At 48.4% G+C, this 24602-nt stretch carries 22 protein-coding genes; 5 read left to right on the top strand and 17 right to left on the bottom strand.

Translation table 11 applies throughout. The features are described 5' to 3' along the window. Nucleotides 1-4: 4 nt before the first annotated feature. Entirely contained in the window at nucleotides 5-823 is an 819-nt protein-coding gene (locus tag Q1Q15_RS01890; RefSeq protein ID WP_300455861.1) for a methylenetetrahydrofolate reductase, read from the top strand. A gap of 9 nt (nucleotides 824-832) precedes the next feature. Here the strand turns inward: Q1Q15_RS01890 and Q1Q15_RS01885 are convergent, their stop codons facing one another. From Q1Q15_RS01885 to ilvY, 5 genes are all read right to left on the bottom strand, one after another. Next, nucleotides 833-2962 (bottom strand): EAL domain-containing protein, encoded by a 2130-nt coding sequence (locus Q1Q15_RS01885; protein WP_300455858.1) that lies wholly within the window; start codon nucleotides 2960-2962, stop codon nucleotides 833-835. Beyond that, nucleotides 2959-4284: a CHASE sensor domain-containing protein gene (locus tag Q1Q15_RS01880; RefSeq protein WP_300455855.1), complete on the bottom strand. Its 1326-nt coding sequence runs from the start codon at nucleotides 4282-4284 to the stop codon at nucleotides 2959-2961. Before Q1Q15_RS01880 ends, Q1Q15_RS01885 begins: the two co-directional genes overlap by 4 nt. A gap of 154 nt (nucleotides 4285-4438) precedes the next feature. Continuing rightward, nucleotides 4439-4972 carry an NUDIX hydrolase gene (locus tag Q1Q15_RS01875; RefSeq protein ID WP_300455852.1) on the bottom strand — a complete coding sequence of 178 codons (534 nt, stop codon included), beginning with the start codon at nucleotides 4970-4972 and terminating at the stop codon, nucleotides 4439-4441. A gap of 117 nt (nucleotides 4973-5089) precedes the next feature. Further along, nucleotides 5090-7627 carry an ATP-dependent helicase HrpB gene (gene hrpB / locus Q1Q15_RS01870; protein WP_300455850.1) on the bottom strand — a complete coding sequence of 846 codons (2538 nt, stop codon included), beginning with the start codon at nucleotides 7625-7627 and terminating at the stop codon, nucleotides 5090-5092. Next, nucleotides 7624-8502: an HTH-type transcriptional activator IlvY gene (gene ilvY, locus Q1Q15_RS01865; protein WP_300455847.1), complete on the bottom strand. Its 879-nt coding sequence runs from the start codon at nucleotides 8500-8502 to the stop codon at nucleotides 7624-7626. Before ilvY ends, hrpB begins: the two co-directional genes overlap by 4 nt. A 207-nt stretch (nucleotides 8503-8709) precedes the next feature. Here ilvY and ilvC point away from each other — a divergent pair, with 207 nt between their 5' ends. Continuing rightward, nucleotides 8710-10182, top strand: coding sequence for a ketol-acid reductoisomerase (ilvC, locus tag Q1Q15_RS01860; RefSeq protein ID WP_300455844.1), 1473 nt, complete (start codon nucleotides 8710-8712; stop codon nucleotides 10180-10182). Nucleotides 10183-10372: 190 nt separating this feature from the next. On the opposite strand, the gene Q1Q15_RS01855 is transcribed toward ilvC, so the two are convergent. The 8 genes from Q1Q15_RS01855 to Q1Q15_RS01820 all read right to left on the bottom strand — a co-directional run bounded on the left by Q1Q15_RS01855 (nucleotide 10373) and on the right by Q1Q15_RS01820 (nucleotide 18803). After that, nucleotides 10373-11215 (bottom strand): MBL fold metallo-hydrolase, encoded by an 843-nt coding sequence (locus Q1Q15_RS01855; protein ID WP_300455841.1) that lies wholly within the window; start codon nucleotides 11213-11215, stop codon nucleotides 10373-10375. A 195-nt stretch (nucleotides 11216-11410) separates the two neighbouring features. Continuing rightward, nucleotides 11411-13534 carry an L-lactate dehydrogenase (quinone) large subunit LdhH gene (gene ldhH / locus Q1Q15_RS01850; protein WP_300455838.1) on the bottom strand — a complete coding sequence of 708 codons (2124 nt, stop codon included), beginning with the start codon at nucleotides 13532-13534 and terminating at the stop codon, nucleotides 11411-11413. A gap of 3 nt (nucleotides 13535-13537) precedes the next feature. Further along, nucleotides 13538-14158, bottom strand: a complete 621-nt coding sequence (locus tag Q1Q15_RS01845) for a lactate utilization protein (RefSeq protein ID WP_300455836.1) — start codon at nucleotides 14156-14158, stop codon at nucleotides 13538-13540. A gap of 141 nt (nucleotides 14159-14299) precedes the next feature. Then, nucleotides 14300-15073, bottom strand: a complete 774-nt coding sequence (locus Q1Q15_RS01840; protein ID WP_300455833.1) for a tRNA pseudouridine synthase A — start codon at nucleotides 15071-15073, stop codon at nucleotides 14300-14302. Nucleotides 15074-15101: 28 nt separating this feature from the next. Then, entirely contained in the window at nucleotides 15102-16007 is a 906-nt protein-coding gene (locus tag Q1Q15_RS01835; protein WP_300455830.1) for a radical SAM protein, read from the bottom strand. Between the two features lie 38 nt (nucleotides 16008-16045). Beyond that, nucleotides 16046-16741: an amino acid racemase gene (locus Q1Q15_RS01830; RefSeq protein ID WP_300455827.1), complete on the bottom strand. Its 696-nt coding sequence runs from the start codon at nucleotides 16739-16741 to the stop codon at nucleotides 16046-16048. Nucleotides 16742-16837: 96 nt separating this feature from the next. Next, on the bottom strand, nucleotides 16838-17902 hold the full coding sequence (locus Q1Q15_RS01825; RefSeq protein ID WP_300455824.1) for a sensor domain-containing diguanylate cyclase: 1065 nt from the start codon (nucleotides 17900-17902) through the stop codon (nucleotides 16838-16840). A gap of 244 nt (nucleotides 17903-18146) precedes the next feature. After that, nucleotides 18147-18803: an NAD(P)/FAD-dependent oxidoreductase gene (locus Q1Q15_RS01820; protein WP_300455821.1), complete on the bottom strand. Its 657-nt coding sequence runs from the start codon at nucleotides 18801-18803 to the stop codon at nucleotides 18147-18149. Between the two features lie 481 nt (nucleotides 18804-19284). On the opposite strand from Q1Q15_RS01820, the gene Q1Q15_RS01815 reads away from it, so the two are divergent. The 3 genes from Q1Q15_RS01815 to Q1Q15_RS01805 are packed head-to-tail and all read left to right on the top strand — an operon-like array spanning nucleotide 19285 to nucleotide 20861. Further along, complete coding sequence (locus Q1Q15_RS01815; protein ID WP_300455818.1) at nucleotides 19285-20145, top strand: amidohydrolase family protein; 861 nt, start codon at nucleotides 19285-19287, stop codon at nucleotides 20143-20145. A 45-nt stretch (nucleotides 20146-20190) separates the two neighbouring features. Next, nucleotides 20191-20529: a hypothetical protein gene (locus Q1Q15_RS01810; protein WP_300455815.1), complete on the top strand. Its 339-nt coding sequence runs from the start codon at nucleotides 20191-20193 to the stop codon at nucleotides 20527-20529. Beyond that, entirely contained in the window at nucleotides 20526-20861 is a 336-nt protein-coding gene (locus Q1Q15_RS01805) for a hypothetical protein (protein ID WP_300455812.1), read from the top strand. The genes Q1Q15_RS01810 and Q1Q15_RS01805 overlap by 4 nt, the downstream gene beginning before the upstream one ends. Before the next feature lie 137 nt (nucleotides 20862-20998). On the opposite strand, the gene Q1Q15_RS01800 is transcribed toward Q1Q15_RS01805, so the two are convergent. From Q1Q15_RS01800 to had, 4 genes are all read right to left on the bottom strand, one after another. Next, nucleotides 20999-21355 (bottom strand): hypothetical protein, encoded by a 357-nt coding sequence (locus Q1Q15_RS01800; RefSeq protein ID WP_300455809.1) that lies wholly within the window; start codon nucleotides 21353-21355, stop codon nucleotides 20999-21001. A gap of 114 nt (nucleotides 21356-21469) precedes the next feature. Next, nucleotides 21470-22606, bottom strand: coding sequence for a 6-oxocyclohex-1-ene-1-carbonyl-CoA hydratase (oah, locus tag Q1Q15_RS01795; protein ID WP_300455806.1), 1137 nt, complete (start codon nucleotides 22604-22606; stop codon nucleotides 21470-21472). A 125-nt stretch (nucleotides 22607-22731) separates the two neighbouring features. Next, nucleotides 22732-23481, bottom strand: coding sequence for a 3-oxoacyl-ACP reductase family protein (locus Q1Q15_RS01790; protein WP_300455803.1), 750 nt, complete (start codon nucleotides 23479-23481; stop codon nucleotides 22732-22734). Between the two features lie 17 nt (nucleotides 23482-23498). Then, a partial coding sequence (had, locus tag Q1Q15_RS01785) for a 6-hydroxycyclohex-1-ene-1-carbonyl-CoA dehydrogenase (protein WP_300455800.1) occupies nucleotides 23499-24602 on the bottom strand: 1104 nt, incomplete at its 5' end.

The following is a 24602-nucleotide window of genomic DNA, read 5'->3' as shown; positions in this document are numbered from 1 at the left end:
ACATATGCCGTTTCTTTTTTCCGATGATACTGATTTTATTATCACCATTGAAGTGGTGCCGCCAGCAGGCAATGACCCCACCGGAATTTTGGAAAAACTGTGCCGCCTTTCCAGTCTCGGGTTTCACGCCTTCAGTGTGGCATCAAACCCGGTGGCCAAACCCAAAATGTCAGCCATGGTATTCACCCACCTGGTACAAAAAGCCACCCAAAAACCGGCCATCCTGCATTGTACCATAAGGGACCACAACCGCCTGGGATTACAAAGTGAACTCTGGGGTGCCAAAGCCCTGGGTATTGATACGGTTATCGCCGTAACCGGCGATCCGTCAGCCGCCAGAGCCCAGGACCCCACATCAACCGTCGGCGATTTAAATGTCTTTCAGCTCATTTCCATGGCCAGAGATGCTGACCTCAATACCGGCGCAGTACTTGATTTCAGACCTGAAGTCAATGGACTGGAACATGAAGCCAAAAGACTGGAAAAAAAAGTGGCAGCCGGCTGTCGGTTTATTGTCACCCAGCCAATATATGATGAACAAACCGCTCAAGCGATCCATCGTGCCACAAAACACCTGAAAGTGCCTGTCATCATGGGCATCCTTCCGTTATTGTCCTATAAACATGCTGTATTTCTTCATGACAAGGTGAACGGCATTGCTGTTCCCGACCCCTTACGGCAACAGATGAAACATACCAAGGACCCTGTAAAAGAGGGGATTTACCTGTCAAAACAGCTGCTTGAACTTGGAAAATCCTATTTTTCCGGTGCCTGTATCATGCCACCCTTTGACAGGTTTGATATTTTACCGGACATCTTATAACCTCAGAGGTTAAAAAGACCCCCGGGTAAGGAGTTTTATAAATTCATCCGGGGGAACCGGACGACTGAAATAATATCCCTGGCACTCATCGCAGCCCAGGTCTTTCATCAAATGATATTGTTCTTCAGTTTCAATTCCCTCGGCAACAATCTTTTTACCCAGGCTGTGCCCCATTGCAATGATGGCCTTGATAATCACAAGATTATTGCTTTTCGACGTACAGTCCATGACAAACGACCGATCGATTTTTATGGTATCCACAGGGAATGACGTCAAATAACTCAAGGAGGAATATCCTGTACCAAAGTCATCTAAAGCAATTTTCAACTCCAGGTCCTTTATTTTGCTCAGGGTTGACACGGTTGCCTTGGTATCCTGCATGAGAACATTTTCGGTAATTTCGATTTCAATATTTTGGGCAGCAAACTTTGTTTGCTGAAGAACCGTTTCAATGGTCTCAATTATTTTCTGGCTGGCCAGCTTATACCCGGACAAATTAATCGCCATTCTGATGGGGCATAGCCCCTGTTTGAACCATTGTTTTGCCTGTTGGCACGCCGTGAGAAACACCCATCGATTTATTTCAATGATGATGCCGGATTCTTCTGCAATGGGGATGAATTTATCCGGCGGGATCATGCCCCGAAGGGGGTGATGCCATCGAATCAAGGCCTCTGCCCCCACAATTTTCCGATCCGACAGGTTTACTTGCGGTTGGTAATATAGCACAAACTCATTGTTCTGCAGGGCCTTTTTGATATCCCTGTCCATAGAAAAACGCTCAAGCGCTGCCTTGTTCATGGAATCCATGAAAAACTGGTAGGTATTTTTTCCTCCCTTTTTTGCATGGTACATGGCTGTATCCGCATTTTTCAGGAGGGTGTCAGCCTTGTTGCCATCCGTTGGAAAAACACTGATCCCAATGCTGGTAGTGATGGACACATCATTGCCAGCCAAATCATAAACCACAGGGATGACCTTGATCAGCCGCTCAGCAATCAAGGCGGCATATTCCGGATCTTTAAGATCGGTCACCAGAATGGTAAATTCATCGCCGCCAAGCCGGGCGATTAAAGAATCGGGTTCCCCCTCTTTTACCAATCGTGTTGCTGAATCACTTCTCCGTATCGATTTTGTTATACTTTCAGCCACCTTTTTAAGCAGCAGGTCACCGATATGATGGCCCAGGGTATCATTAATCTGTTTAAAATTATCCAGGTCCAGAAACAATAAGGCAAAATATTTTTTGTTGCGCTTGGCCGATACTATGGCCTGATCCAGCCGGTCCATGAACAGCATGCGGTTGGCCAGGCCGGTCAAGCCGTCATAAAAAGCGAGAAAACGAATTTCCTTTTCTGCTTTTTTCAACGGGGATATATCCTGGACAATACCCAGCATTAATATGGGTTGTGCCTGGGCATCAAAAACAATCTCTGATTTGTTGAGTATATATCTTTGAGACCCCTCAATATCGCGAATTTGATATTCCAGGGTGGTGCCTTTTTTTGTCTGGAGTGCCTTTCCCAGAGCGTTTTTTACCCGACGTTTATCCTGATCCAGGATGGAACGGATAAACGCATCCAGAACCATGTAATTATCAGTACTGCTCAGTTCCAGCAGACTGAGGGCTTCCGGTGAACAATAGAATTCACTGCTCCTCAAATCAACCTGCCAGTTGCCAATTCTGGCCAGTTCCTGGGTTTTGGCCAGGCGACGTTTGCTGATATCCAATTCTCTGAAGGCATGGCCCGCCCGCAGCATGTACTGAACCCGATACCCGAGCATGACAAGGCTTAACGGCTTTGTGACAAACCCGTTCGCCCCCACGTCAAACGCCTTTTTTGTTGATTCAGTATCTTCAAGCCCGGTGACCATAAGAATCTGCGTATAGGTCCCCCCGGGGGATTGGCGGATTAATTTGCAGACTTCAAACCCATCCATCTCTGGCATGACCACATCCAGGAGGACAATATCGGGGTTTTCGGATTTAAACACTTCAATACCGCTGCTGCCGCTATCCGCTTCAATGGCATCAAGACCGAATTTTTTCAATGCAGCAACCATTACCATCCTTAAAGACGCGTCATCGTCCACAATCAATGCCAATGGGGTTTGTCTTCGTTTGTCGGTGTATATCATAACCGGCTGATTTCCTCTTCCAAAGCAGATTTAACGTTTACAAATTCACACTCAATCGCTTTAATATAAACATCTGAATCGTCCAGTGTATTATTCCTGCATGTCATTTCAAGGGATTTGCATAGTTCAGACAAAACAACAGCACCCACATTCGCACTGGATGATTTGAGGCTGTGGGCAAATGCCTGCAGATCCAGAAGGGTATGACAGGATCCCGTATCCCGCAACTGGGATATTTTAGATTCCACCCCCGTCAGGTATGTGGTTATAACGCTGGATAAAATATTGGGCTCGCCTTCCATTTGAAGGGCCTTAATCGTTTGAATGGCCGTGGGATCAATCACGGTTGAATCGGGCCGCCCGTCACCCGGGGAATCCTCTGTTGCCAAACCGTCCTGGAGAAGGCCTGGGGCCTGGGAAAGATCTTGTGTTCTTTTTTTAACCATTTTTTCAAGGTCGGCATTATATGTGTTTAATTCTTCATCCCGGGTTTGAATTTCTTCAATCATTTTATTAAAATGATCCACCAGTATCCCGAATTCATCTTCCCGCGGCTTTTTGACCCGAACCTTGTAATTTTTGAGGTCTATCACCTGACTCATGGAATCAATGACGTCAAACAGTGGGTCTGTTATCAACGTTTGCATTCTGGAAGACAAAAACGCCACCACCATCAGTGTAATCAAAATAATAGCAGCCACCACCTGGTAATAGGTATTCAGCCGTTGTTTGACCTGCTGCATATTGTCAACCAGGTGGATGGCCCCCATAAAATTTCCCTTGTCCATCACCGGCTGGATCACATGGAGACGGCCCTCCAGCAGATAACTCAGCCCACCGAAAGTTTTTACTTGCTTCAGGGTGTTTTCCGGACGGGTATGAACCTGTCTCAAATCAGATATAACCGTGGCACCATCAATGGTTCCCCAGCTGTATCGGCTGTAAACGGTTCCGGTGTCATCATAAAGGACGGCCGCCATAATTTCCGGTTTTGCTGCCAGGGAAGCCAGGGTTTCCCGGGCCGCCTGCTCATCGTGAAACACCATGGCAACACTACTGTTCAAGGCAACAAGATCTGCCATGGACTGCAGTTCCCGAACAAGATTTTTCCGGGCATTATATTTTTCGTTTACAATAAGTGCCGTAGACACCATGAACAATGTCAGCAGGGCGACACCCCCCATAAGAAAGCCAAGCTTGGCCCGGAGGCTGCACTTTAGAAGGGGAGGAATCGTCCACCCCATTTCAACCCGTGTTCTCATCAACAAAAGATATCCATCATCATTCCCCTGCTGCTCCCGCTGCCGGCATCCCTTCTTCAATACTACTGAAATTCCTTCAAATAACGGTGTTCATACCCGTAATCCAGATAGAAGTAAGATAGAAACCCGCGTGTTGTCAAGGGATGTGTGAAGAAAAAGCTGACTATTGGAATATTTACACGGAAAAAGACCCCCGGGAATAGCCTGTTGGAAATCACTGAAGGTCAAAAATCTTAAATGGAAATGTGCCTTTTTTCCTATCCTGGAAATAATGTTCAAGGGTTTGTTTGATCACTTCAAAGGCAATATCATCCCAGGGGACATCTTTTTCCCCGAACAACCGGACCTCGGTACTTTCCTTGGTGGGTCCGAATGTATCAGACGTCAAATCCGCCCTGAACATGAGATAGATTTGATCCACAAACACAATATTAAACAGGCGATACGGCTCGACTATCCGAACCCTGGCCCTTGTTTCCTCAAGGGTTTCCCGGCCGGCACCATCCTGAACCGACTCCCCGTTTTCAAGGTATCCGGCCGGAAGGGTCCATTTGCCTTTCCGGGGTTCAATATTTCTTTTGCACAACAAAACCTGTCCGTTCAATTCCGGGATAGTTCCCACCACCATCTTGGGATTGTTATAATGAACCAGGCCGCAATTCGTGCAGACGGAACGGACATGATCATCATCCGTCGGAATTTTCAATGCCGTGGGTGCACCACAGGCAGTACAAAATTTAATTTCCATAACACATTATCTTCCCCTTCATTAAAATTGTTTAATCATTTTTAAAAGGCCTTTTTATGTCTCGTTTTTGTCTTATTAGTAGACTGTTTAGGGGGTGAGTGCAAGAAGAGAATCCCTTTATGGCCGGGCCTTTGATTTCACACGGTTTGTCGGTCCGGCACAAAGGGGATCATCCGGCCAGAAATGTTTCGGATACCGACCCATCAGGTCTTTTTTCACTTGCTGATACGTATTCTTCCAGAAACTTTCAAGATCTGTTGTGATCTGAACCGGTCGTCCCGCAGGCGACAGCAGATGAAGCGTAACCGGGATACCCGCAATTTGCGGTGTTGCGGTCAGGCCAAACATTTCCTGGAGCCGGACTTCAAGGATTGGTGAGGGAAGCAGGCCCTTTTCACCGCTATAGATCAAGGGCTGTTTAGACCCACTGGGCACCCGGATATGGGGGGGGGCATTCTTCTCTATGGTCTGCTGCTGCGCCCAGGTCAGCAGGGATAAAAAAGCAGTTTCAAGGTCAATTTTTTCCAGGTGTTTTAAGGAAAAAATGCCGGGGAGAAACGGTGTCAACCAGGTTTCCATTCCGGCTTCAAGGGCGGTATCGGAAAGATCGGGCAAGCCGGGAAACCCACCGGTATTTTTCAAAAATACAGCACGGGTTTTCAGGCTTACCAGTTTATTCGTCCAGGGCAGCAACGCAAGCCCTGCTCGTTGAATTTCCCGAATCAGGATGCCGCAGGCCTTTTCCGGATCAATGGCCGGTAAGCGCTTCCGGTCAATTACCAGGGCCCCCAGACGGGTGTCTTCGTTTGCCTGTACCGTGCCGGTTTTTTTATCCCATTTTATGGTCTGAAGGGTTTGAAGCGCCTGACTGAAATCCTGCTCAAGGTCCTGCTGTGAATATGGGGCAGCAAGAAAAATCTTTGCGTTTCTCGGATTGCCGTCCAGATGAAGGGCCACAATATAATCGCATTGGGAGACCGTGTTTGTTTCTGTAAAAAAGGCCCCTTTTCCCGATGTCATTAAAAAGGTGTTATCCCGATTTCGTCGCCTGGCAATCCGGTCGGGATAGGCATAAGCCAGAACTCTACCGGCCATTTCAGTGTCTGGTGGTTCAGGTGTAATCCCAAAATGACGTACCAGTTTTTTTTCGGTTTTAATGATCCGGCGAAGAATCTCTTTATGTACCTGGATGCCTTTTTGCCATATCGGTTGCTTCTGGATCATCCGTTCAATCAGCTCCAGGCGAAGCCGGATATCCGGATCCACCGGTGTTCGGTCAAATTGGACAACATCCCGCTCGTTGAGAAAAGCTGCCAGTCTGCAGGCCAGCAGTCCCTGACCTGTTTCCTCCCCTTTGATGATCATATGGGCAAGCCGGGGATGCAGGCCGCCGGAGGCCATTTTCTTCCCATGAAGGGTAATCCGTCCCTGTTTATCAAGGGCACCCAGGGTTTTAAGCAGGGTGGTGGCCTGTTCAAATGGTGTTTCTTCCGGCGGGTCAAGCCATTTTAATTGACACGGGTCTGATACCCCCCAGACTGCCAGTTCCAAGGCAAACCCGGTGAGTTCAACACTTAAAATTTCAGGTCGCGTAAACGCGTTCAGCAATCCCTGGTCATACAGGGACCATAACCGGTAACACCGCCCCGATGCGGTTCGACCTGCCCGCCCCCTTCTCTGGTCAGCCGCCGCCTTTGAAACCGGCACTGTGACCAGACGGCTCATTCCTGTCTGGGGGGAAAATTCAGGCACCCGCATCAGGCCCGAATCAATGACCACCCGAATGCCTTCAATGGTGATGGACGTCTCGGCAATGGCGGTGGCCAGCACAATTTTTCGTTCCCCCGGAAGGGAGGGACAAAACACCCGGGTCTGTTCTTTTTGAGACAGGTTTCCATATAAAGGAAAAACACGGTACCCTGAATCCAGGGTTTCCTCCAGAATGAACATCAGCCGCTTAATTTCCCGAACACCGGGCAAAAAAACCAGTATATCCCCCCGGGTTTCTGACAGCGCTCGCCGGATAACCGATGCACACGCCATTTCAATGGGAATGCGCCGGTTCTGCCTTTTTTCCGGTCCCGGGCTATAAATGGTTTCCACAGGAAAGCTTTTTCCCCTGGAAAGAATCCTGGGGGCATTCTCCATGAGGATTGAAACCGCTGTCACATCCATTGTGGCCGACATGACAAGAATGCGCAAATCATCGCGCAATGCGTCAAACGACTCCCAACACAGGGCAAGCCCAAGATCACTGGGAAGATTCCTTTCATGGAATTCATCAAATATCACCAGCCCAACGCCTTCCAGAAAGGGATCGGACTGGATTTTCCGGAGAAAAACACCTTCGGTAACCACTTCAATCCGGGTATTCGGACCCACCCGCCTGTCCAGGCGAACCTGGTACCCAATGGTCTGCCCGATCTTTTCAGCCAGAAGGCCAGCCATATAAGCGGCACAGGATCTGGCGGCCAGGCGCCGGGGCTCCAGAAGAATAATTTTTTTCGTTTTCAGCCAGGGTTCTTCCAGAAGGGCCAGGGGCACATGGGTGGTTTTACCGGCACCTGGCGGTGCCTGAACCACAGCACGCCGGGACGTTTCAAGGGCTTTTTTTATTTCGGGAAGATGCTGTTGTATGGGTAAAACAGGGGTCATTGTTCACTGGCCATTCGCCATAATGCCTGGACCCTGGGATTGGCCAGGTTTTTTTTCCGGGTGCAAAGCCCAATGACAAAGGGCGGCAGTTCCGGGGCGCTTTCCAGAACCGTTACCTGGTTTAAAAAAGGACTTTTTTCCAGCACCATTCTGGGAACCAGTCCAATGCCGCAGCCAAGGCTGATCATTACAATGATGGCCTCGTGACCGGCCACCTGGGAATAAATATTGGGAATAAAATGTTCCGTTGCAAACCACTGATCAATACGATCCCGACTCAATCCGTGATCCGGAATGATTAACGGGGTCTGTTCCCAGTCAATGATACCGTCTGTTGTGTGGATAACGATATCCGGATATTGCAGGGGGGCAATAAAGACCAGCGGCGTCCGGGACAGCGTGTGAAAGACCAGATCCCTGGGCAGGGTGTCGGGCAGGGCGGCAATGGCCACATCGGCATCCTGGTGAGACAGTTTGACCAGGGCTTTGGCAGCATCTCCGGTTTCAAGACGGATACGAACGTCAGGATGGGTCTTTCGATAGGTTGCCATAATGCGGGGGAGGATGCCATAGGCTGCTGTCACAGAGCAATACAATGACAATTCTCCCTGGAGGACATCATCAGCCGTCAATTCGTCATGGAGCTGATGCCATCTTTGCAGCACATCATCGGCATATTTTTTAAATGCCATCCCGGCCAATGTCAACGCCACAGACCGGTTGTCCCGGATAAAAAGCGGTTGCCCCAGCTCTGCTTCAATCCGCTGGATCACCCGTGTCAATGCTGATGGCGTGATATAACAGGCCTGGCTGGTCCTTGCAAAATGCAAGGTCCCGGCAAGGTGCCTGAAAAGCCTTAAATTTCGAATATCCATATGTCACCCTCTACCATCGTATTTCAAATTTTGCAACATTACATCAATCAATAAAAAATATTTGCAATATCATCTTTACCCCTGTATATTGCAATATTTAAAATATAACATTGCAAATGATTCATTTGACGCAATCATAAATATAGGACATTCATACAGCAGTGAATGTTAGAACCGATTTAAACTTTATCAGCAAAGGAGACCATAATGGGCCAAAATTATTTTAACACCCTGCCATTGAGACGACAATTGGAAGAGTTGTCCCAGTGCCGTTTCATGGATGCATCTGAATTCAGCGGCGTTGATGCCCTGAAAGGCAAAAAAATCGTCATCATCGGTTGCGGTTCCCAGGGACTTCACCAGGGATTAAACCTGAGGGACAGCGGCCTGGACATCTCCTATACCCTTCGGGATGCCGCAATAGAAGAAAAACGACAGTCCTGGAAAAACGCCACGGAAAACGGATTTCATGTGGGAACCTATACCGAACTGATTCCCCAGGCAGATCTCTTGATCAACCTGACCCCGGACAAACAGCACACCCCTGTGATCGAAGCTGTCATGCCGCTGATGAAACAGGATGCCTGTTTATCCTATTCCCATGGATTTAATATTGTAGAAGAAGGCATGCCCATCAGAAAAGATATCACCGTTATCATGGTGGCACCGAAATCTCCGGGTACAGAAGTCCGGGAAGAATACAAACGGGGATTCGGCGTGCCCACACTGATTGCCGTTCACAAGGAAAATGACCCAAGAGGCGAGGGAATGGAACTGGCCAAAGCCTATGCCTGCGGCACCGGGGGAGACCGGGCCGGGGTTCTTCAGTCTTCTTTTGTAGCGGAAGTAAAATCTGACCTCATGGGTGAACAAACCATTCTCTGTGGTGTTCTCCAGACCGGGTCCCTGCTGTGTTATGACAAAATGATTGAAAAAGGGGCCCCCCCTGAATATGCCTCAAAACTGGTTCAATATGGATGGGAAACCATTACTGAAGCCTTGAAACATGGCGGCGTAACCAATATGATGGACCGGTTGAGCAACCCCGAAAAAATCCTTGCCCAGACACTTAGTGAAGAATTAAAAACCATTCTTACCCCCCTGTACAACCAGCACATGGATGATATCATGTCGGGAAAATTTTCCCAAACCATGATGGAAGACTGGGCAAATAATGATGCCAACCTGCTTAAATGGAGGGCGGAAACCGCCAAGACGGCTTTTGAACAATCAATCCCCACGGATCAGGACATCCCGGAACAGGCGTATTTTGACAACGGCCTTCTCATGGTGGCCTTTGTCAAAGCCGGTGTTGAACTGGCGTTTGACACCATGGTTTCAACCGGTATCGGTGAAGAATCCGCCTATTATGAATCCCTTCATGAATTGCCGTTGATCGCCAATCTGATTGCAAGGAAAAAACTCTATGAGATGAATGTGGTCATCTCCGACACCGCTGAATACGGATGTTATCTGTTTAACCACCAGGCCGCACCATTGCTTTCCGATTTCATGGAAAAACTGGATATAGATGTGATCGGTAAAGGCCTTATGGTTGAAACCAACGGGGTTGAAAATATCACCCTCATCCATGTCAATGAGGCCATCCGCTCCACTGGTGTTGAACGGATTGGCAGAAAACTGCGGGCCTACATGGGGGCCATGAAACCCATCTCTTAAGCCTGTTTTAATTTTTCATCGCCCAGGACCGCAGATGAAATAAGTTGAGCAGAAATAGCCCAGGAATTTGGTTCATCTACAAGGCGAATTAAAGGTTCAATAACAGGCCTATCTGGCCTTTAATACAACCTAGTAGATGGATCAAAAGACAAGCAATTTAGCTCAACGTATAAGATTTGTGGTCTTAAATCTAAATCACCTGGATCCTGGATGCCATTCCAACACGCCCCAGTTGCACCTGGGCCTTCAGCTGTTCCTGCAATGCCCGCATCGCCGATTCACCCGTGCAGTGCGCTGGAAAGACGCGTTTAATGCCTGTCTGGTTCAAAAAAGAAATGGTTTTCGTGAGTCTTTCAGGTGTTGCCTTTAACAGATGAAAGCCCCCTATCAGGGAATGAATGCCAACGCCTTCAGCAAGAGAATCAATGTAATCTATCGTATTTTTTATCCCTGAATGACAACACCCACAAACGAGTGTAAGGCCCTTCTCACCGACAATCCAAAGCGCCATATCATCTAAAATCAAATCCGGTATATGTCCGGTCTCATCTTGATAGAACGGCCCCCCGGGATCTTCAAAGCGACTCTTTCTCGGTATGGAACCGGTTACCCACACGTCCGGCAGTATTTGGGCAGGGGTATCACACCAATGCACTTGATGGGGAGGCAGGTGCATGATGGCAGCGTTATTTTCCCGGGAAAGCCCCACCGAGTGAGGTGTTTTACCGGGATGAAGGGACCAGCGGGTTATCCGGCAGGCGGGGTGCGAAAAAAAAGCGACAGATGGATTCAGACGGAAAATTTCCCCCAGATTCCCACTGTGATCAAAATGCCCATGACTTAGCACCACGGCATCCAGTCCAGACAGAGAAACGCCTAATTTTTCTGCATTATAAAACAGTGTCTCCCCCTTCTGGCCGGTATCAAACAGGACTCTTTTCCCTTCCTTTTCTATCAGGATTGAGAAACCATTCTCAGCCATAAAGGATTCTTCCGCCCTGTTATCCACCAAAAAAGTGATGGTTCCGCTCATTATGGGAGCCTCCTTTCACAACAGAATATCATTATATTACCATTCTTTATTACATCAAGGTATTATCCCTTGGCAAGGTCAAAATCAATCGTCACCCCTGCCACATGATTTTCAAAGGATCTTAATTTTTGTCACCCACCAGACCATGCCGGAACTGACCGTGCAAACCGATCAAGGCATTTTCCCGATACCCCATTAAAAAAGTTCGGACAAATGAATCACCGTGATGTCCCGGTTCTGTTTCAACGCCCCTCCCCGAAGCTGCATGACACATCCCGGGCATTCCGTGACCAGAAGGTCAGCCCCGGAGGTTTGAACATCTTCAAGTTTTTTTGTTAAAATTTCATTGGAAACCGCTGGAAAATTCACAGAGAAACTGCCCCCAAACCCGCAGCAGGTTTCCTCTTCCCGGGTTTCCACGTAACGATTTCCTGACGTGTTGATCATTTCTTTTGGATCTTTTCTCACCCCAAGCCCCCGGCAAAGATGGCAGGGAGAATGGAACGCTGTCTTTCGCCCCTTCCCTGCAATGGGTTTAACCCCCACCACCTGATTCATGAATTGACTGAAGGGGATAATTTTTTTAGCAAAAACAGCGGCCTTGTCCGGGGCATAGTCCTGGACCAGAGAGGGCAGGCTGTTTTTCAAATGAGACCCACACGACGCGCAAAGGGTGACAATATAGTCCACATCCTCATTTTCAAAGGCTGCCAGGTTCTGGAGGGCCACATCCCTGGCCGCTGATTTTTCCCCCATCATCAGGGCAGGCAGCCCGCAACAGGACTGGCCCATGGGAAAACTGACCCGGACATTGGTCCTGGCAAACAATTTCATGGCCGCTTCCAGCTGCTCCGGATACACAAAATCCTGGACACAGCCGGAAAAAAGGGCAATTTTATGGGAAGGCGTTTTAATGGGCTGACTCAGTTTTTCAAATCGATCCCGGAAAGGGATTTCCGTGATGGCCGGCAATACCCTGAAATTATGTTCCTTGGAAAAAATCATGGGCAGATGACGTAGAAAAGGGGTGCCACCGGTGACCGGTTTCTGGGCCAGTTTTGCCGTACGCAGCAGGGTATGGAAAAGCTTCCGATTTTTTAATACCTTGCCCAATAGCAGACTCTTTAACGGATGACCGTCCTCATCCTGAATCCTGGCATGGATTTCCTTGATCAATTTGGGCAGATCAATTCCCCCGGCACAAACTGCCTTGCAAGCACCGCAATTGGTACAGTTCTGGACCAGGTTCCGGGCATGTTCCCGGCCATGGAAAAAATAGGTGGTGATCAGACCGATGGCCCCGATATAGACGTATCCCATCTGGTGACCGCCCACCATTCGGTAAACCGGGCAGACATTGGCGCAGGCACCACACCGGACACATTGCAGCACCTGGGCAAAAACCGGATCCTGGGCAATTTTTTTCCGACCATTATCCAGAAACACGATATGCATCTCCCGTTTGTTGTCTGTCACGGTTTTACATTCAGACGGGCCGGTAATCCAGGTCACATAAGAGGTAATGGCCTGGCCTGTGGCGTTTTTAGGTAAGACCCGGTTAATGGACAGGGCGCTGTGCAGGGTGGGCAACAGCTTGTCAATGCCCACCAGGGCCACATGGACCCTTGGCAGGGTGGACACCAGGCGGGCATTGCCCTCATTGGTGACAATGCCCAGGGTACCGGTTGCGGCCACGGCATAATTGGCCCCGGTGATGCCCATGTCTGCCCGGACATATTTTTCCCGCAATTGCTTTCTGGCCACCTTGACCAGACGTTCAATCTCCGCTGCCTGGTCCTTGCCTGTCACTTGTGTAAACAGGTCTGCCACCTGGAACCGGGACAAATGAATGGCCGGCATGACCATGTGGGAAGGTCCTTCATGGCGCAGCTGGACAATCCATTCCCCCAGATCTGTTTCCGTGACCTCAAGTCCCAGGTTTTCCAACCATTTGTTCAAATGAATCTCTTCCGCGGTCATGGACTTGGATTTGACGATCCGTTTAGAACCGGTATTCCGGGCAATTTCCCCGATAATGCGGTTGGCATCCTCGGCCGTGTCTGCCAGATGCACGTGGACACCTGTTTTCTTAGCCTTTTTAATAAATTCAGCCAACAGCGCTTCATTGTTTTTAATGGCGGCCGCCTTAATCCGGGCCACTTCCTGAATCATGGCATCCACATCCATGCCGGAAAAGGCGGTTTCCCTGGAAGCCCTATAGGCCACAGCAAAATTATCCATGGCAGTGCGTAAAAATGGGTTTTCCAGTGCCGTATCAAGCCTGTATTTATATTCGGTTAAGCTTTCTTCTGTTCTCATGCGTTATGCCTCCACCAAAAGGATGACAAGTTCCAAAGGACCGTGGACCCCCAATGCCAGCACCCGTTCGATATCTGCTGTCCGGCTGGCACCGGTGATAAATGCCGTATAGGAAGAGGGCTGTTTGATCATTTCATTGAGTTCATCGGCCATGGAAAGGACTGTTTCCCGAATCTTTGATGTCTCCAGAATGGCCACATGAATTTCACAGAGCATGGTGGACAGCCGCGTGTCTTCGGAATCGGAATTCAACACAAGGGTACCGGTTTCAGCGATACCAAAATCCATCAGGGTTACGCCCATGTCAATACCGCCGGGATAATCCCTTAAGTTTTCCCGAATGGAGAGGATATCTTTGGTTTTCCCGCACCCCTGGGCGAGACGTGCAAAATCATTTTCATCCAGGTTGGGGGCTGCGATAATCCTGACACGTTCCCTGGATAGGGAAATCTCTTTTCCCCCGGACCCTGATATCTGTTCCACGGCCATTTGGGGTTCACAGGGCAATTTCGACCTGCAAAGGTCAATGGAAAAGGAAAGGGCAGATGCCATGTCCTTGACCCGGTGAACCCGGGCAGAAACCAGGGATGCTTTTTCAATAAACATCTGGGTGTTTGCTTTCATGGTGGTATCACTCCTTATTCAGAAAATTCTGCATCAGCACAAAACCATTTTGGCGGCTATCAAGCCCAGGGATTCCTACAAATCCCATACTGCCATGAAAAAGCACATCAAGTTTGTGCTGAATTTTTTCAAAAACAGGGATTAATCAAACTCAATTTTATTCAACACCAGCCCCGAGGACGGGGCAATGTGCCTTAAGGGCTGGTGATCATCTCCCTTAAGAGATGCCTGAATGTCCGCTAATCCTATCTCCCCCCGTCCAAGGCTCAGAAGCTGGCCCATGATTAACCGGACCTGATACCGTAAAAACCCCCGGGAATGGAGGTGAAAGGCATAGGTTTCCGCCGGAAAAAAACTGGCCGTGAACATCGTATTCTTTTCGATTTTGCTGACCAGTATGTCCCTCTCAAAGGTTGTGCCCTTTTTGGGTTTTGTACAATAATTGATAAAATTATGGGGTCCCTCAAATAAGGCGGCCCCTTGTTTCATCAAATCGATATCAAGATCATCCCGGAAGGAACAGATCAGGGGGGCACTAAAGGGATGACTTTTTTCTCCAAAAGCAAACAGATATATATATTCTTTGATCCGTGGGGCCTGAAGGATATTAAATTGTTTGTCCACGGCCTGAATTTTTATGACTTTGATATCATTGGGTAAGTTTTGATTAAAGTCCAGGAGCAATTGGTTGATATTCAACGGATCATTGACAAACAGTTCAAAAGCGGAATGATGGGCAGAAACCCGTGCATCTGTCCGGCTGGCACCTAAAATTTTAAAGTCAGTGTGCCCCAGAACAAACCCGGTTGTTTTTTCAATCATGAACTCAATCGTTTTTAAGCCGGGTTGTTTTAACCAGCCATGATATCGATACCCCAGGTATTGAATATGGATTAAATAGTAATAGGTTGCCATATTTCATTTGAAGGCATACAGGACCTTCTCATCGCTGCCAGGCTTCCAGTTGAGACACGTCCGCCCGCAACCGTGTTAAGGTTTCAGGAGAATTGAACAATTTACGGCACAACTCACATTTACTATAGGTGATGATGTCACGGGCCTTCATACCGCTAAAAGATGCGATAGCGGTGATCCCCATGGTTCTGATGAGATTGTGCAACCGGTTGGTTTCTGTTTTGACAAACAGCTGTTCCATCCCATGGTCGTTCAAATTTCCCAGGTAAAAAAATTGGGTTTCCGGAAAATGGCTCCCGGCATCGCAACAGGCATACATATCCAGATCAGGCGTTAGATAGGGATTCATATCGCAACAATTTGACTGATAATCCGTCAAAATCTGCCTTCGATCAAAAGCCGCCGCCCGACCGGCATAGATCAGGGGTTCGGGGAAAAACAGGAGCCCATGATCCCGCAAAAACTGTTCATAGGGATCATCTGCTTTGGAAAAATCAGTAACAAATGAAACAAAATAATTTAACCCGATCTTTTGACAGCTGCGGGCTGCATTGAGCACATTGTTCCGGCTGACGTTTTTCTGGTGCCACCTTGAGTAGCTCAATCGCAATTGACAAAGTCCATTCGTTTTCAGTTCTGATACGTGCCGGTCGGAAGATTCAGCCGTTTTTGCCCAAAAACTATTGGTAACCATTCTCGTATATATTCCGATCTGCCGGCACAGGTGAACCAGGGCTGCAATGTCATTGAAATACAGAAACGGTTCCCCCGCAGAAAAACTGATGCCACCAACCCCTGCCTGGGCCATCTCCACAATAATCTCTTTTGCCCTGTCATGGTCCATCTTTCTGCTGTCGACACGATCTTCCACAGCCACACAGTGTTCGCACCGGATATTGCATCGGGTCGAGTATCCAAAAGCCAATTTGCGCATGTTTAAAGGCACTCCTCTGGTTTTCATATCAATTTAAGCTACGCTTCAAGGCAGTACTTGATAATACTGTCACAATGGATTGCGGTGGTATTCAGGAAAGGAATACCATATGTGTTTTCAGTCAAGATTAACGGCAGTTCCGTGCACCCCAGAATCAATGCATCAATGTCATCTTCATCCTTCATTCTTTTTGCGATGGATAGCAATTGCGCTCTTGTTGCGTCTTTAAATATTCCCAATTCAATTTCTGAAAACAGCTTATGTTGGATGAATTGCTGTTCCTCTTTGGAAGGCGTCACAACAGAGATGCCGTTGGCGATAAATGGCTTTTTATAAAAATCCGCCGCCATAGTGAGTTGCGTCCCCATTAAACCCAGATTTTTTAAATTCATTGCCCGGGCTTTGCTGCAGGTCTCTTCAACAATGCTCAAAAGGGGGATAGGAGATTTTAATCGGATGTCATCAAAAACAATATGCGGTGTGTTAGATGCGATCACAGCGAATTCCGCGCCTGCTCGATGGAGGGCCTTAATCTTTTCCACTAGCCACGCTGTCATTCCGGCCCAATTCCGGGTCTCTATCATCTTCATCAGTTCATTGATGTTAACACTGTATATAATGATTTCCGGGTAAATCATTTCACCATATTTTGCAGTGAATGCATCGATTATTTCTTTGTAATAATCACGGGTTGATTCTGGACCAAGCCCCCCGATTATGCCGATAGTTTTCATGGTTATGCCAACTCCTTGTTTTTTATCTTAAACTTCCAGCGTCAATTTGCCGGACTGTATGTGGCCCGCTTAGATGGATCCAACCCGATAAATTATCTATCTCCAGGTAGTAATTCGGTTCTTCCCCCCTTTTTTGCTATAAAACAGACACTGATCTGCCGCCATGAGGAGTTGCTTTTTGTCCCTGGCATCATCGGGAAATGTGGCCATTCCAAAGGAGGCCGATACCCTGAGATGGATCTCTTCGTGCTGAAGGTAACTGTTGGAACTGATGCCTTTCCTGATGGCCTCGACCTTTGGCAGGGCTTTTTCAGCGCCCTGACCGGGAAGGATCACGATGTACTCGTCTCCGCCATACCGGACGATTTGATCCCCGGTGTCAAGATATGAATGGACGACTTCTGCCACTTCCTTTAATACCTTTGCGCCAAGCAGATGCCCGTGCCGATCCACCACCTGCTTGAAGTTATCCATATCGAAAAACACCAGGGTCAACTTTTCTAACTCAGCAGAGACAGGACCCAGGCACTGGTTAAGGTATTGATGAAGAAAACGCGTGTTATGAAACCCTGTGACATCGTCGGTAACGCTCTGCTTCTGAAACAGTGCGTTCATTTGCTCCAGCTTTTTTTGATAGTCGTTCAGCGTCCGCTGGTTTTTTGCCTGCAGTTTGATGTACCGGCGTAGCTCCAGCTGTGCCATGACCTGACGGGACAAGGCTCTCAGAGCGTTGATCTGCATGTCAGTGAGGGTTCGCTGGATTTGATCGATAACACAGAGTGTGCCCAGGGCCTTGCCCTCTGGTGTTACCAGGGGGGCACCGGCATAGAATCGGATCCACGGATCTCCGGTAACCAGCGGATTATCCGCAAACCGTTCGTCCTCCAGAACGTTGTTGACAACGTTGATATCGGCTTGAAGAATGGTGTGGGCGCAAAACGCATTTTCCCGGGCCGTTTCCGGAACCGTCAGGCCCACCCTGGACTTGAACCACTGCCGGGTGCTGTCAATCAAAGATACCGCCGCCATGGGCGTACCACAGATCTCGGAGGCCAGCAGGGTGATGTCATCGTAGCAATCCTCCGGCAAAGTATCTAAAATTCGATAATCGCGCAACGCATCAAGACGTGCTGCTTCGTTGCTGGGTAATTCTGCCTGCATCGTTCGATCCCTCCAGATCAATCTGACGATAAGTTTTAAACCCTCTATGGCGCATCAAAATAAACAGGGTGCCTGTTCAGCGTGCTACTGTCTATAAAGACCGCCATATACCCCGGGCGTACATGGAGATCATAAAAACCAGGGCCAAATTGACTGAGAATGACAGGCGGTTGGAAAATCATCTTCGCGCCACCTGTCCTCCGGGGTGATGCACTTTACCGGTCTGCCGGCAAGAGTTAAACGCTTATCCGACAGCCGCCTTGAACCCGTCAAGTCCCAGACGGTCAATCATTTTTCCAAGGCGCTCCCCGGGTTTAGCATTTTCCTGGTAATGGGCCACCACTTTATCAACAACATCCAGAGCGGCTTTATCATCCAGACCCGTTAGCAGTTCCTCACCGATACGGGGGTGGGCACCCACGTTCCCGCCAATGGTCAATGTCCAGCCGTCTTTTTTCCCGATGAACCCAATGTCCCTGACCCAGGATTCAGCACAACTGAGATGGCACCCGGAAACCGCCATTTTAAATTTTCCAGGAAGCTTAAATCCATGATATTTTTTATCAAGGGCCATGCCAAGACCCAGGGAATCTTGTTTGCCGATTTTACAGAACGTATTGCCGGGACACGACCGGATGCTTCGAACACACAACCCAACAGCCGCCCCCTTATCCAGGCCCAATTCCTCCCAGGCACTGTCAATATCTTCTTCCTTGAGTCCCACAATGGCGATGCGGGTGGCACCGGTAATTTTAATGGCCTGGGCATTAAATTTTTCAGACACATCTGCGATTTTTCTCAACAGGTCAGGTGTTACCACGCCGCAGGGGATATGGGGAGCGATGGCATAGGTTTCGTTGTCCTTTTGGGGTATGGCCCCTTTTTCTCCAAGCTTGAGCATTTACAATCTCCTTGTTAATTTATTTATATTTTATATTCGACTGAACATCATCTGTCTTTACCATCCAAAAGGCTGTCAACATCTGACCAGCCGCGCGTATTCAAAGCCAATAATCTACCGGCAAAACCCGGATCAAACATCCATCGCCTTTTAAATACCTTACTCAACTTTCGTAGTTGATCATTTTTATATGGGGTCAGGCTTTCTTTATGGCACTTTTTACCCGTCTGGTTATGAAATAGTGATAAAAAGTACCATAAAAAAAGCCTGACCCCGTCGATTAAAGCTAACGTCCGAAAGTTGCGTACCCTAATTATTAAAACCGATTTACAGGGGTGTCAAGCCCAAACAAAATGCCGGAACCAGGCATGACGTCCATAAAAAGCCCTTTGTTTTTCGAATATGTCTTGATTTCTAACATAAATTTGAATATTTGTAGAGGTTGTAAAAAAGCCTGTAGATTATGGAGTGGTAAATAAAAATGATATTTGATGGTCACGCCCATTTGTTTCACCCGAAAGTCATCTCCAATGTTAAAAAAAGAACGGCACTGGTGGATATGTTGGGATTGCAGACAAATGGAGCAGAAGACAGGGTGGGCAGAGCATTCCTTGAAAAGGAACTGAGAGCAAACAGGATCGGGGGGTGTTTTATTCTTCCCACTGCGGGGGTACAGGAGGTGAGCCGGGTGAACGAATCCTTTTACAGGATGGTTGAACCCTCTGATCTGTTGTATACCGCGGGCACGCTTCATCCGGGATATAGCGACAACAAAAAAGAGCTGGTTACCTTCATGGAACGAAACATCAAGGGAATCAAGATGTGTTCGTTTTCCCAGAAATTTGCCCTGGATGATCCCAGGACCTTTGAACTGTTTGATTTGATCCGCGACTTCAATATCACCCGTCATGCCGATTTTTTTGTCATTCTGGATACCCTGTACGGTGCAGACGGCTTCTTTGGCAGTCACCCGGAACATAATACAACACCCGATCGCCTGGCCCATTTGGTTACACTATTTCCTGAGATTAATTTTATTGGTGCCCACATGGGGGGATTGGCAGCACCGTTCAAAGATGTCAGCACGCATCTTGATCCCATGGAAAATCTGTTTCTGGACACATCCAATGCCGCCCATGTACTGGATGAGAATCAATTTATATCCTTGCTAAAAGCCCATGGACCCGAGCACATCATTTTTGGAACCGACTGGCCGTGGTTTACCCATGCCCCGGAAATAGACCTGCAAAACCGGATGCTCAAGAAAGCCGGGTATTCCAAAAAAGACATGGCCCAGGTATTTTCGAAAAATATCCGTCAATTGCTGGGGCTCACCCATTAAATAAATTGGTAAGTAAATTCAGGCAAAAGGAGTCAGGAAAAAAGAATGGAAACCCAAGATGAGTTTGGCCAGGACCCTGTTATTCTAAGGACCCGACACTATTTTTCCCGGATGGAGGCGCTGGATGCCGAACGGATTAAACGTTCGGACATATCCGTGTTTGATCCAACGCTTCGGGCTGCCCGGGAATTGAGATTCAACCTCTTTGAAACCACCTGCGCCAAGGCCCATGGGAAAGGGGTCCGATTGGATGAAGCCCTTGGCCTTGAACTGTTTGAAATCTGCCAGGACATGGCATTCAAAGCGTCCGGATTATCGGATGTCGCTTCTCCTGTCCACCGAAACCCGGAGCTGCTGTCCCTGGTCCAGGAGGTGCTGAAATGATTCGACTAAGACTGTTTGGCCGATGCCGCATTTATCATGATCCGGTCAGCCCGGTTTTAAAGGAACCAGCACAGATTGGATGGGCCTCCTGGTTCCGGGACATTGATCTTGTCACCCCCCGGAAATTAAAAGGGAAAGAACTGCTTTACCGCACCCGGGGCTGGTGGACGGTTGAACCGGCTCTTGTGGCCGATATTGTAGAAAAACAGGGGCGGCTCATGGTCGGAAAAAAAGGCGAACTCATGGTTGAATGCCCGGATGAGGATAAGGCCGCGGCACTGGCCCGGGACCTGACGAAAAATTTCAACGATCAGGTGTTCCTGGCCCCCTGACCCAGCTGCATGGCCCCATAAAAGCCATGGATCCGGCATCATTCGGCAGCATCCTTCCCCGTGACCACGAGGGGCGGTGTCCTGATTTGTGTTATCCCCTCACCCACGGATCTCCCTTGAGAACGCTTCTCAGGATATCAAACAAGCTTTTTGCGGGGGATTACCTCAATCCAGACCTGGTCATTAAAGACCTGGTGCAACGTATTTGAAAGCGACTCCATTTGATCCATGTCCCGGGTTTCCACAACCAGGTCCTTTTCATCCAGAACCTTGAGCTTCCCATGCTGTTGAAAAACGTCGATGGCCTGATACACATCTGCGGTAAACCACCCCTTCATCCGGCGGAGCAGCTCCTCCCCTTTTAAGGGACCTTCGATGACCAGATCCACCTGGCGGTGCTTGGCTTCCCAGCCGATGGCTGCTGGTCTCTTCACCACCGGACGGACAGGGTCATGCACTGCCGCACACTTAAACCATACCATTGCTCTTTCCATTGTATCCCCCCAAATAAATTTATGGTTCAAAGCCTGACATCAGCTTTGAACCATAAATTATTTTTACGCGTTTATCAATTCCTTCTGATCAATGATCAGAATTATTGTCTCATCTTATTCTTTGGGTTTGCCCAATACTTCCGCAAACATGTCATCATTCCACAGTCTGGAATCGGCAACGTTCTGACGGAATTTGATGAAATCAACCGTATCCTGACCGGTTATTTTCTTGGTATTGAACGCACCAAATCCAAGGAAGGCTTCACCGGACATATTGGCTGCCAGCCAGTGTCTGTGATCATTTTTCATGGTATCCCAGAAGAATTTCTTTTTCTGACGGATACCGTCAATGGATTTAATCAGGCAGCCCGGGAACAGGTTGGCGAACTTCCAGATAATCGCGTTCACTTCTTTGTCAAGCAGTTCAAAATCTGCATTGGCCTGGTGCTGTTTCAGGATGGCACGGCCGTCTTTGAGAGCCTGGCCGGATTTAGAATCACCGTAAACAATCTCACCGTCCTGGACATAGGTGTCCGTGATGACGGTGGGATTTCTGACCCATTCGCCATCAATTTTCAGAACCGGAACAACCTTGGAGAGCATGCCTTTGGCTTTCATTTTATAGGCAGACCACATCTCGCAGGATACGCAGTTGTACATGGCATCTTCTGCACTCAGGTACCAGGGAAGGAAATCTGAGGAACCGCCGGCAGGGGCGGAACCATGTTTGGGTCCTGCCTGACCGAAAATGGCCAGATCGGAAGAAATGGCAATGTCACATGCCAGACCGATTTCCTGGCCACCGGCGACTCTCATGCCGTTCACCCGGGAAATAACCGGTTTTTTGCAGGCCAGGATGGAATCCACCATGTGGTTGAACAGCTCCATGTACTGACCATATTCATCACATCTTTTTGAATAGAATTCTGAATATTCTTTGGTGTTGCCACCGGTGCAGAACGCATAGGGACCTGTACCAGTGAAAACAACAGCCACAACACTTCTGTCAAGAGATGCATTTTCAAATCCGGCAATAACGCCTTTTACCATGTCTGTGGTATAAGAGTTGAACTGTCTTGGGTTGTTCAACGTAATCCATGCCACAAACAATTTGTCCGTAACATTTCCCTGGGGATCTGTTAACGGTCTTTTCTCATACACTACGCAGGGTGCTTCTGTTCCCCAATGGGGGTTTCTGTGCAAGGCATGATCTTTGACTTCATTTTCTCTTGGCATCCACTCAAGACTCATTTTAACTCTCCTTTACTAATTATTGTTTTTAAATTTACCATGTTAAATGGGTTGTTTATTAACTCAACTTTCGGGGTTGGCCATTTATGCTAACCTCCGAAAGTTGAGTTATTCATATACTTGGGTTAACCGATATATCCGCCGTCCACACCCAGGACCTGGCCGGTAATATAACTGGCATCATCCGATGCAAGGAAAACAAACGCCGGGGCAATTTCTTCCGGTGCTGCAAATCGGCCCAGTTGAATGCGGCCTTCATAGATTTTTCGAAGTTTTTCATCAGACTGAAGCTTGCCAGTCATTTCTGTCTTTGTAATTCCCGGACAGATGACGTTTACATTGATATTGTATCTGCCCAGTTCCCGGGACGCGGATTTTGTAAACCCGATGATACCGGCTTTTGCAGAGGCATAGTTGATCTGGCCGATGGTGCCGAAAATACCGGCGGTGGAAATCACGTTAATGATTTTGCCGTATTTTTTTTCCTTCATATACCGACCGGCTGCCTGGGTGGTATTAAAGGCGGCTTTCAAATGGATATCAATGATGGCATCCCAGTCTTCTTCCTTCATTTTCAGCAGCATGGAGGGTTTGGAAACCCCGGCATTGTTGACGACAATATCCACGCCGCCCAGCTGTTTCACACATTCATCCACCATGTTCTGGGCGCTGGTGTAATTCGCCACATCTGCGGCCACTGCCACGGCTTTGCGGCCCAGGGCTTCGATTTCTGCTACGGTTTCTCGTGCCGCCGCATCATTGGAATGGTAGTTCACCAGTACATCTGCACCCTCTTTTGCATACATCAGGGCAATGGCTTTTCCGATGCCGCGACTGCCACCGGTAACGATGGCTTTTTTTCCTTCAAGTTTCATATTCACCTCATACGGGGTTAGAAATCAGGGACAAGAACAATTCTCTTTTCCGGTGATTGGGCGTGTGCTTCTTCAAACACCTCATTAATGGTACTCATGGGTCTGGTCTGGACATAATCGGTCAGGTTGATCTTTTTACTGGTGACCATACCCAATACCAGCGGGTAATATTCCGGCAGGCATCCCCAGCTTCCCTTGACTTCCGCATCAAAGGCCATGAGGCGGCTGAAGGCAAAATCAGCCTTATATCCGCCGTATCCCACGATGACCAGTGTGCCGGTAAAGCTTAACAGGGACAGGGCCAGTTCAGCGCCGGGTTTGGAACCCGTGGCTTCAAAGATCTTCCAGTCCGTGTTGGCAAGGCCTTGTGATTTTTGAATGCCCTTGATCTCTTTGGACACATCTCTTGAAGATTTATCTTTGATATTCACCGCATAATCCGCACCATTCAGCAGCATTTTATCCAGGGGTTCCTGGCGACGGGCCAGGGCAATCACCGTGTTGGCACCCATGGCTTTGAGTTCCTGCACCAGGTACTGGCCAATACCGCCGATACCCATGACAATGGCATTGTCGCCCATCTTGAAACCGGATCGAAGGATGGCCTGGAACGGAGATGTGGCAGCATCTGCCACAACGGCCAGGTGCTCAAGGGGGATATCTCCCCGATCTTTGACCTCACACAGGTCAATGGCGGGAACAGGGATATGGCTGGAAAATCCGCCATAGATGCCCATGCTGTTACCCGGCATTTTCTGGGCCAGGCAGCGGTTTCCTTTTCCGGTCTTGCACAGCAGGCATTTCCTGCACGGCATAACCGCCGGAATGATGACTTCTTTTCCCATCCATTTTTCATCCCCGGCCACAACGGTGCCTGAAATCTCATGGCCCAGTGTCAACGGGGGTTTGTTCACTGTGGGAACACCATCATAATAATACCCCAGATCCGTATGACAGACACCGCACCCTGCCACCTGGACCAGGACTTCTCCGGCTTTCAGTTCCGGCACATCAATCTCGGTCTTTTCAATTTTACCGGGGGTTACCTCTCCTGTTTCCCTGTCTTTTCTAAAAGGGGTTACCATTTGCCATGTCTGAATTTTCTCTGGTACATTTGCCAT

Origin of the sequence: Desulfobacula sp. (assembly GCF_030145145.1) — a bacterium.
Taxonomy (GTDB): Bacteria; Desulfobacterota; Desulfobacteria; order Desulfobacterales; family Desulfobacteraceae; genus Desulfobacula.
This window is presented reverse-complemented; position numbering and strand designations above follow the sequence as displayed.